This is a genomic window from Nocardia sp. CC201C (genome assembly GCF_030010695.1).
Classification (GTDB): domain Bacteria; phylum Actinomycetota; class Actinomycetes; order Mycobacteriales; family Mycobacteriaceae; genus Nocardia; species Nocardia otitidiscaviarum.
Genome location: NZ_JASCXP010000331.1, coordinates 1 through 8,401 on the forward strand (window position 1 = coordinate 1; position 8,401 = coordinate 8,401).

Here is an 8,401-nt window from a genome sequence, read left to right on the forward strand (position 1 = left end):
GCTGCGCGGCAGCGCGCGGGTGGTGGTCGGCACCCGCAGCACCGTTTTCGCCCCGGCCCGGGAGCTGGGGCTCATCGCCATCTGGGACGACGGCGACGACACCTACGCCGAACCGCGCGCGCCGTATCCACATGCCCGCGAGGTGGCCATGCTGCGTGCGCACGAGACCGGCGCGGCCTTCCTGGCCGGTGGCTTCGCCCGCACCGCCGAGATCCAGGCCGTGGTCGAATCCGGGTGGGCGCACGACCTGCTGGCGGAGCGGTCGACGGTGCGCCAGGCCATGCCGCGCATCAGCGCGCCCGGCGACACCGACGCGGCCATGGAACGCGATCCCATCGCCCGCGCCGTCCGTATTCCCGCGACCGCCTTCGCCGCCGCCCGGCGCGCGCTGGCCGCGGGCGATCCGGTACTGGTCCAGGTGCCGCGCCGGGGCTACATTCCGGCGCTGGCCTGTGCGAAATGCCGAACGCCCGCGCGCTGTCGGCACTGCAACGGCCCACTCGCCCTGCCCGACAGCGCATCCGGTGGTCGCGGACCGCGCACCGGTTCGCGGGAACTCGGTGTCGCGGCGGTGCGCACCGCCTCCGGTGAGACCGCGCACAGTCCGAGCTGCCGATGGTGCGGTATCACCGAGGCGGCGTTCCGGTGCGGCTCCTGCGGTTCCCGGGCACTGCGCGCGGTGGTGATCGGGGCGATGCGCACCGCCGAGGAACTGGGCCGTGCCTTTCCCGGCGTGTCGATCCGGGGATCGGGCGGGACATCGGTGCTGACCACCGTGCCGGAGGGGCCGCAGGTGGTGGTCTCGACCATCGGGGCCGAGCCGACCGTGCCCGGCGGCTACGGGGTGGCGCTGCTGCTCGACGGCTGGGCGCTGCTGGGCCGCGCGGATCTGCGGGCCGCCGAGGACGCGTTGCGCCGCTGGATGTCCGCCGCCGCACTGGTGCGGCCGGACGGTCAGGTGCTGGTCATGGCCGAACCGTCCATTCCCACCGTGCAGGCGCTGGTGCGCTGGGACCCGGTGGGGCACGCGCAGGTCGAGCTCTCCGGGCGCACCGAGGTGCGGTTCCCGCCCGCGGTGCGCTTCGTCGCCGTCGACGGCACCACCGACACCATCGCCGAACTGCTGGGCGATGCGCGGCTGCCCGCCGAGGTGGAGGTGCTGGGGCCGGTGCCGCTGCCCTTCGGTGCCCGCAAACCGTTCAGCGGGGACACTCCCGCCGAGGTGGAGCGGATGATCCTGCGGGTCGACCGGTCGCAGGGCGCGGCGCTGTCGCGGGCGCTGCTCGCCGCCCAGGCGGTGCGCAGCAGCCACCGCTCGGACGGACCGCTGCGTGTGCAGATCGACCCCGTCGACATCGGCTGAGCATCGCTCGAGCGTGCCGCCCGCGCATCGGGCAAGAACGGTCAAGCGTGGGCCGTAGCTGCGGATTTACGGTTGATCCATGACACCCTGGACCGAATTCGCCGCCGCCGCGCCCCGCATTGCGACCATCTTCCGGCGGCGTCACTCCGCGACCGGCAATCTCTGCATGCTCGCGACCCTGCGTTCGGACGGCTTCCCCCGCATCAGTCCGATGGAACCACTGTTCTTCGAGGACCGGCTCTGGTTGATCGGCATGCCGAACACCACCAAATTCCGTGACCTGCAACGCGATCCGCGCTTCAGCCTGCACACCGCCACGGTCGACACCATGGTCGGCGACGGGGACGCGAAGCTCTGGGGGACGGTGGAGAACATCCGGGACGAGGCCCTGCACGCACGCTTCGCCGAGCACCTGTTCCAGGACAGCGGTATGGATCTGCGCGGCGAGAAGTTCGATCCGTTCTTCGGAGCCGAGATCACCGGCGCGTCCGCGGTCGAACTGATCGACGGACAGCTGGAGATCGTGGTGTGGAAGCCGGGTGGGCAGGAGTACGCGGTCCGCAAGGAGTGAGCGGGCTCAGGGCCGCACCAGGGTCCGCTCCACCAGCGCGGTGTCGCAGTGCTCCACGATCTCGGTGATCAGCCCGTCGGACAGGCGCAGGATGAGGCAGTACGTCTGCTCGTAGGCGTCGCCGCGCACGGTGGTGCCGTGCCCGCGCGCCTGCACCACCACGCGATCGCCGTCGGCGAGTACGAGATCGGCCGTCATCCGATAGTCGGTGAACTGAGCCAGCAACGGCCGCAACAGCTCTCGCAGCACCACGGTCTTCGGTGACCAGGTACCCGACCACGACCAGCCGCCCGGGAAGGTCCAGGCGACGTCCTCGGCCATGGCCTCGGTCAACGCCCGGGTGTCGCCCGCCGCCATGCGTGCGAAGACGCGTTGCACGAGTTCGCGGTTGGTCTGCTGCTGCGCTGTCATACCGGCCACGCTAGGTCGGACCCGGCCATGCGACCAGCGGGGCTTTCGCATATCTGGTATCACCTTTCCGCATGGGTGAGTTCACCGTCGTCGGTCTGCGCGTGCTGCGGGAGGTGGCGCGCGGCGGTTCGTTCTCGGCCGCGGCGGATCGCCTGGGCTACACCCAGTCCGCGGTGTCGCGCCAGATCCAGCTGATGGAGCGCGCGGCGGGGCAGGCGCTGTTCGAGCGGCGGGCGCGCGGGGTGCGTCCCACCGAGGCGGGCCGCCTCGTCGCCCGGCATGCCGAGATCGTGCTCGGCGATCTGGACACCGCCCGGCAGGAACTGCTCGAACTCGAGGCCCGGCCGCGCGGTCGGCTGCGCGTCGGCGGCTTCGCCAGCGCCATGGCCGCGGTGGTGCCGCGGGCCATGGCCGAATTCGCCCGGCGGCATCCGCACATCACCCTGGTGCCGCGCGAGGGGACCAGTCCCGCGCTGCTCAACTCCGTCGCGCGCCGTCGTACGGATGTGGCGGTCGTCGCCGCACCGGCCACCGTTCCCGCGGAGCTGCGGATGGTGCCGCTGCTGGACGACCCGCTGTTCGTCGCCGTTCCCACGGCGCACCGGCTCGCGGGGCGCACCACGGTATCGGCCGCGATGCTGCGCGACGAGCGGTGGATCGTGGGCAGCCTCGAACCCGGAACTCCGCTGCTGGGCGCGTGGCTGGAGGGGACCGCGCCCGCGCACCGGTACGTGGTCAAGGACTGGTCGGCCAAGCTGGGCCTGGTCGCCGCCGGGCTCGGTGTCACGGTCGTTCCCGGCCTGGCCGTCACCGCCCTCCCGGCGGCGGTGACGGCCCTGCGCATCGATCACGAGGAGGCCGTACGGCCCACGGTGGCCGTGCTCCGGCGGGAATCGACTGTGGGCACGACGGAGCTGGCTTCCGGTACAGCGCAGGCGCCTCCGGGCACCGCGGCCTCGAGCGCCGCGGAGTCGGCCTCGAGCGCAGCGGAACCGCACTCGGGCGCAGTGGAGTTGGCGTTGGGCACAGAGAAGACGCCGTCGTCGGGCACCGCGGAACCGGCATCCGGCACCGTGAGATCGGTTTCGAGCAACGCCAAGTCAACTTCGGGCACAGCGGAATTCCTCGACGCGCTGCGCGCGGCCATCGCGGACGTTCAGCGGAAGGCCGCGACCGTGCGCTGAGCCCAGGCGGCGAACCGCCGGGGCGCACGCCCGAGCACGCGTTCGATATCGGGGCTGATGCGCTGTTCCGCGTCGGTGGGCGCACCCAGGATGGCGAGGGTCGTATCGGCCACATCCGGCGGCATGATCGCGAGCAACTCGGTCCGCGCCTGCGCGGGGGACTGGTCCAGGAAGCGCACCGGCTCCCCGAGTGCCTCGCTCAAGGCTCGGACCCGTTCGCGCGGTGACTCCGCGACCGGGCCGGTGAGCACGTAGATCTGCCCGTCGTGCCCGTCCTCGCGCAGGGCGGCCGCCGCGACCGCGGCGATGTCCTCCGGATCGACGAACGGGATGGCCACCTCGCCGAACGGTGCGCTGACCTCGCGTTCGGCCCGCACCCGCGCGGCCCAGGCCAGGGCGTTGGACTGGAACCCGCCGGGACGCAGGATGGTCCAGGACAGCCCCGAGGCCCGCACCGCGTCCTCGATCGCCTTGCCCAGCTGTCCGTGCGAGGGGGACTCCGGCCGGGTGGCCACCCCTTGCGAGGACTGGAGCACCACGCGCCGCACGCCCGCCGCGGCGGCGGCCGCGAGCAGACCCCGCACATCCGCGTGGAACGAGCCCGGTGCGAAGAGCAGGTAGAGCGCGTCGGCGCCCGCGAAGGCGGGGGCCAGGCTGTCGGTATCGGTGAGGTCCGCGGCCACGTGGCGCACACCCGCGGGCAGCTCCCCGGCCGCCGTGCGGGACACCGCCGTCACCTCCGCTCCCGCCGCCGCGAGCATGCGGACCAGTGGGCGTCCGACATTTCCGGTCGCACCGGTCACCACGATCATCGAAACTCCTAAGTAAGTTGACTGACTAAGAACGAACCGTAGCCGGTGAGGGGCGGTCGTGTCTATAGTTAGTTGCATGACTAACTCAGTCGGGAGGCGGCGGATGGCGCAGGGTAAACGCGAGCGGTTGGCCGCGGCCGCCGCCGACGTGTTCTATCGGCAGGGCGTGGAGAAGACGACCATCGCCCATATCGCGCAGGCGGCCGACGTTCCCGTGGGCAATGTCTACTACTACTTCAAGACCAAGGATCAACTCGTGCAGGCGGCGATCGGCTCGCACGCGCGCGTGCTCGACGCCCTGATCGCCGACCTGAACGCCCTCGACACCCCGGCCGAGCGGTTGAAAGCCCTGGTGCACGGCTGGGTCGAACAGCGCGATGCCGCCGCCCGGTACGGCTGCCCGACCGGCACGCTCGCCACCGAACTCGACAAGCGCGCCGACGGCCTCGACCGCGAGCTGGCCGCCGTCATGGGACTGCTCATCGACTGGGCCGAAACGCAGTTCGCCACCATGGGGCGCGCCGAGGCGCGCGAACTGGCCGTGGCACTGCTGGCCGCCTATCAGGGAATCTCGTTGCTCACCAACACGTTTCGTGATCCCGAGCTCATGGTGACCGAGGGGCGTCGCCTGGCGGCGTGGATCGACTCCCTCGCGCACTAGGTCGCGACCGGGCGGTTTGTGTCGTCTTTCACTCTTGCCGTGGATAGATTGCCGATATATCGTCGATATCGGAAAGAGTAACGACAAGCCTTGAAGGAGGCAGCGCCATGGAACACATGGACAACACACACGGGGCCCGCGGGCCCTGGCGTCGCATGCGACGCGACCAGCAGCGCGGTCCCGACCATCCCCGGATGGGGCGCGGTCCGCACGGTGGCCCCGGCGGTCCGCACCGCCACGGTCACGGCCGCGGCTTCGGCGACTTCGGTCCCGGCTTCGGCCCGGGTGGTTTCGGCCCCGGTTTCGGGCCCGGTCCGCACTTCGGTCGCGGTCGCGGCCGCGGTGGCCGCGGTCGGCGCGGTGATGTGCGCGCGGCCATCCTCCTGCTGCTGCAGGAGCGGCCCATGCACGGCTACGAGCTGATCCAGCAGATTCGCGAACGCAGCGAGGACGTCTGGCGGCCCAGCCCCGGATCCATCTACCCCGCGCTCGCGCAGCTCGAGGACGAGGGTCTGGTGATCATCGAGAAGGTGTCGGGTCGCAAGACCGCCAAACTGACCGAAGCCGGTACCGCCTACGTGGCGGAGCACCGCTCCGACCTCGGCGACCCCTGGCAGGAGGTCAAGGACGGCGTCGGCGATCAGACCCTGGATCTGCGCGGGCTGGTCGGCCAGCTCATGGGCGCGGTCGCCCAGGTGGCCGCCGTCGGCACCCCGGCGCAGGCAGCCACGGCGGCCGAGGTGCTCACCGAGGCGCGCAAATCCCTCTACCGCATCCTCGCCGAGGACGACACACCCGAAAAGTAATGGCAGCGAAACGCCCTTGCCCGATGCGCATTTCGGCCGTCCGCCGGGGAAAATCATGGCATGGCACACATGGGCCCCGTGTTGCATTGGGACATGGGACAAAAGAGGAGCCGCTGGCGCTGGATCGCCGCGGCGGGGGTAATGATGTGGGCGGTCGCCGCGGGCATGACGCCGATCGGCGCGGCGACCGCCACCGCACAACCGGTGGGGGACGGCATCGTGGTCCCCGTCCAGGCGGGACCGCCGCAGACCGACCATCTCGGCGCGGCCCGCTATCTGAAGGACCATCCGAACGCCGCGCCGCAGGGCGCCAACGATTTCGACTGTGAACCCGGCGCCGCGCACCCACGCCCGGTGATCCTCGCGCACGGCACCGACTCGTCGGCGTACTCCGACTGGGCGGCCATCGCGCCGCTGCTGGCCGCGGCGGGCTACTGCGTGTTCGCGCTGAACTACGGCGGCGCGCCCGACGCGGAGACCTACGGCACCGAGGACATCTGGGTGAGCTCCGCGCAGATCGGCGTCTTCGTCGACCGGGTGCTGGCCGCGACCGGTGCGCAACAGGTGGATCTGGTGGGATTCTCCCAGGGCGCCAACGTGACCCGCTACTGGGTCAATCAGCTCGGGGGAGCGCCGAAGGTCGGGCACTGGATCGGCCTGGCCTCACCCAGCTACGGCGGTGTCATGTACGGCATCGTGCCGGTGGCGAAGTACATGCCGGTGCTGTTCCCGGTCTTCGAACTGGCCAGCTCCAAGGCCGCCGTGCAGCAGGCCGCCGGGTCGGAGTTCATCGTGGCGCTCAACGCGGGCGGGGACACCGTGCCCGGTGTGCGTTACACCACCATCGGCAGCCGGGTGGATGAGATGATCCAGCCCTTCGAGAACATCGCGCTGCGCGGTCCGGGAGCGACGAACCTGGTCGTCCAGGACCTCTGCGCGGACAATCTGACCGGCCATTTCCACACGGTGTACGAGCCGTACGTGCATCGGCTGCTGTTGAACGCGCTCGATCCGGCCACCGCGCGGACACCGGTCTGCGAACCGGTCGCCATGGGCACCGGAATCGCCGAAGTAGTCCTGGCGGCGCATTCCTGATCAGGCTGGCTCCCGGTATCCGTAAAATGAGACGACCGTATTCATTCGCTACCGGGAGCCGCCCGTGACCATCCAGCCCGTCCGCCTGTTCGGCGATCCGATTCTGCGCGCTCGCGCGGCGGAGGTGGAGACGTTCGACCAGCAGGTGCGCCAGCTGGTCACCGACCTCACCGACACCATGTACGAAAGTGGCGGTGTCGGCATGGCGGCCCCGCAGATCGGGGTCGGGCTGCGCGTCTTCGTCTACGACACCGGGGACGCCCGCGGGCATCTGATCAATCCGGAGTTCGAGGTCGACGGCGACGAGACCCAGACCGGGCCGGAGGGCTGCCTGTCCATTCCGGGGGTGCGCGAGGACGTCACCCGGGCGATGGCGGTGCGCGCCCGCGGGGCCGACATGACCGGCGCGCCGGTGGAATTCCGGGCCGAGGGTCTGCTGGCCCGCTGCGTCCAGCACGAGACCGACCATCTGGACGGCGTGCTGTTCCTGCAACGCCTGGAACCCGCCCCGCGCAAGGAGGCGATGCGGACCATCCGCGAATCCTCCTGGTTCACAGCGGGCATCACGGTGGTGCCCGCCGCCGAGATCGGTGGCCGCAAGCGCGCCGACGCGTCGGGACGGGGTCGCTGATGCGCGTGGTCTTCGCGGGAACGCCGGAACCGGCGGTGCCGTCACTGCGGCGGCTCATCGCATCGTCGCGTCACGAGGTGGTCGCGGTGGTGACCCGCCCCGACGCCGTTGCCGGGCGCGGGCGCAAGGTCACCCGCTCACCCATCGGGCGGCTGGCCGACGAGCACGGCATTCCGGTGCTCACGCCGCGCAAGCCGTCCGAACCCGAATTCATCGAGCGATTGCGGGAATTGGCGCCCGACTGCTGTCCGGTGGTGGCCTACGGGGCGCTGCTGCCGCAGCGGGTGCTCGACATTCCGCGCCACGGCTGGATCAATCTGCACTTCTCGCTGCTGCCCGCCTGGCGCGGCGCGGCTCCGGTGCAGGCGGCCATTCTGGCCGGGGACGAGATCACCGGCGCCTCCACCTTCCAGATCGAGGCGGGCCTGGACACCGGCCCCGTCTTCGGCATGGTGACCGAGAAGATCCGGGTCACCGATACCGCGGGCGTGCTGTTGGAGCGGCTCGCCGACAGCGGTGCGCACTTGCTCGAAACCACCCTCGACGGCGTGGAGGACGGCACCGTGCACGCGGTCCCGCAATCCACCGACGGCATCTCCTACGCCCCCAAGGTGGAAGCCGAGGCCGGGCACATCCGTTGGGACCAACCGGCTCTCGCCATCTCCCGCCGCATTCGCGCGGTCACCCCGGCCCCCGGCGCGTGGACCGTGGTCGACGGCAAACGCCTCAAACTCGGCCCCGTCGACATGGTGGAGGAGGCCCTGCCCGAGCGCGCCATCGAGGTCCGCAAATCCGGTGTCTACATCGGCACCGCCACCACCGCGATCCGCCTCGACCAGGTGCAGCCTCAGGGCAAGAAGATGATGG

The 8,401-nt window shown here is 71.0% G+C and carries 9 protein-coding genes and 1 pseudogene; 8 read left to right on the plus strand and 2 right to left on the minus strand.

Annotation, left to right across the window (positions count from 1 at the left end; all coding sequences use genetic code 11):
• Both QK444_RS27150 and QK444_RS27155 read left to right on the plus strand, forming a co-directional pair.
• Positions 1 to 1,363 (plus strand): annotated as a pseudogene (locus tag QK444_RS27150) (primosomal protein N'); the annotation flags it as partial.
• Positions 1,364 to 1,442: 79 nt separating this feature from the next.
• Positions 1,443 to 1,934, plus strand: coding sequence for a pyridoxamine 5'-phosphate oxidase family protein (locus tag QK444_RS27155; RefSeq protein ID WP_282784997.1), 492 nt, complete (start codon positions 1,443 to 1,445; stop codon positions 1,932 to 1,934).
• Positions 1,935 to 1,940: 6 nt separating this feature from the next.
• On the opposite strand, the gene QK444_RS27160 is transcribed toward QK444_RS27155, so the two are convergent.
• On the minus strand, positions 1,941 to 2,345 hold the full coding sequence (locus QK444_RS27160) for a nuclear transport factor 2 family protein (protein ID WP_282784998.1): 405 nt from the start codon (positions 2,343 to 2,345) through the stop codon (positions 1,941 to 1,943).
• Between the two features lie 71 nt (positions 2,346 to 2,416).
• Between QK444_RS27160 and QK444_RS27165 the strand changes: the two genes are divergently transcribed.
• Positions 2,417 to 3,529, plus strand: coding sequence for a LysR family transcriptional regulator (locus QK444_RS27165; RefSeq protein WP_282784999.1), 1,113 nt, complete (start codon positions 2,417 to 2,419; stop codon positions 3,527 to 3,529).
• Here the strand turns inward: QK444_RS27165 and QK444_RS27170 are convergent.
• Complete coding sequence (locus tag QK444_RS27170) at positions 3,502 to 4,341, minus strand: NAD(P)H-binding protein (RefSeq protein ID WP_282785000.1); 840 nt, start codon at positions 4,339 to 4,341, stop codon at positions 3,502 to 3,504. The two genes, QK444_RS27165 and QK444_RS27170, sit on opposite strands and share 28 nt — an antisense overlap.
• A 76-nt stretch (positions 4,342 to 4,417) precedes the next feature.
• Between QK444_RS27170 and QK444_RS27175 the strand changes: the two genes are divergently transcribed.
• The 5 genes from QK444_RS27175 to fmt all read left to right on the plus strand — a co-directional run.
• Positions 4,418 to 5,002 (plus strand): TetR/AcrR family transcriptional regulator, encoded by a 585-nt coding sequence (locus QK444_RS27175; RefSeq protein ID WP_282785001.1) that lies wholly within the window; start codon positions 4,418 to 4,420, stop codon positions 5,000 to 5,002.
• 194 nt (positions 5,003 to 5,196) lie between these two features.
• Entirely contained in the window at positions 5,197 to 5,808 is a 612-nt protein-coding gene (locus QK444_RS27180) for a PadR family transcriptional regulator (protein WP_282785004.1), read from the plus strand.
• A gap of 165 nt (positions 5,809 to 5,973) precedes the next feature.
• Complete coding sequence (locus QK444_RS27185; protein ID WP_244962093.1) at positions 5,974 to 6,903, plus strand: alpha/beta fold hydrolase; 930 nt, start codon at positions 5,974 to 5,976, stop codon at positions 6,901 to 6,903.
• Between the two features lie 64 nt (positions 6,904 to 6,967).
• Entirely contained in the window at positions 6,968 to 7,534 is a 567-nt protein-coding gene (gene def, locus QK444_RS27190) for a peptide deformylase (RefSeq protein WP_282785002.1), read from the plus strand.
• Positions 7,534 to 8,401 (plus strand): methionyl-tRNA formyltransferase (fmt, locus tag QK444_RS27195; RefSeq protein WP_282785003.1); only part of this gene is annotated, 868 nt, incomplete at its 3' end. The genes def and fmt, both read left to right, overlap by 1 nt.

Bases quoted from the DNA above. Each gene is read 5' to 3' on its own strand.
- QK444_RS27155 (WP_282784997.1), top strand. From the start codon at position 1,443: ATGACACCCTGGACCGAATTCGCCGCCGCCGCGCCCCGCATTGCGACC.
- QK444_RS27160 (WP_282784998.1), bottom strand. From the start codon at position 2,345: ATGACAGCGCAGCAGCAGACCAACCGCGAACTCGTGCAACGCGTCTTC.
- QK444_RS27165 (WP_282784999.1), top strand. From the start codon at position 2,417: ATGGGTGAGTTCACCGTCGTCGGTCTGCGCGTGCTGCGGGAGGTGGCG.
- QK444_RS27170 (WP_282785000.1), bottom strand. From the start codon at position 4,341: ATGATCGTGGTGACCGGTGCGACCGGAAATGTCGGACGCCCACTGGTC.
- QK444_RS27175 (WP_282785001.1), top strand. From the start codon at position 4,418: ATGACTAACTCAGTCGGGAGGCGGCGGATGGCGCAGGGTAAACGCGAG.
- QK444_RS27180 (WP_282785004.1), top strand. From the start codon at position 5,197: ATGGGGCGCGGTCCGCACGGTGGCCCCGGCGGTCCGCACCGCCACGGT.
- QK444_RS27185 (WP_244962093.1), top strand. From the start codon at position 5,974: ATGACGCCGATCGGCGCGGCGACCGCCACCGCACAACCGGTGGGGGAC.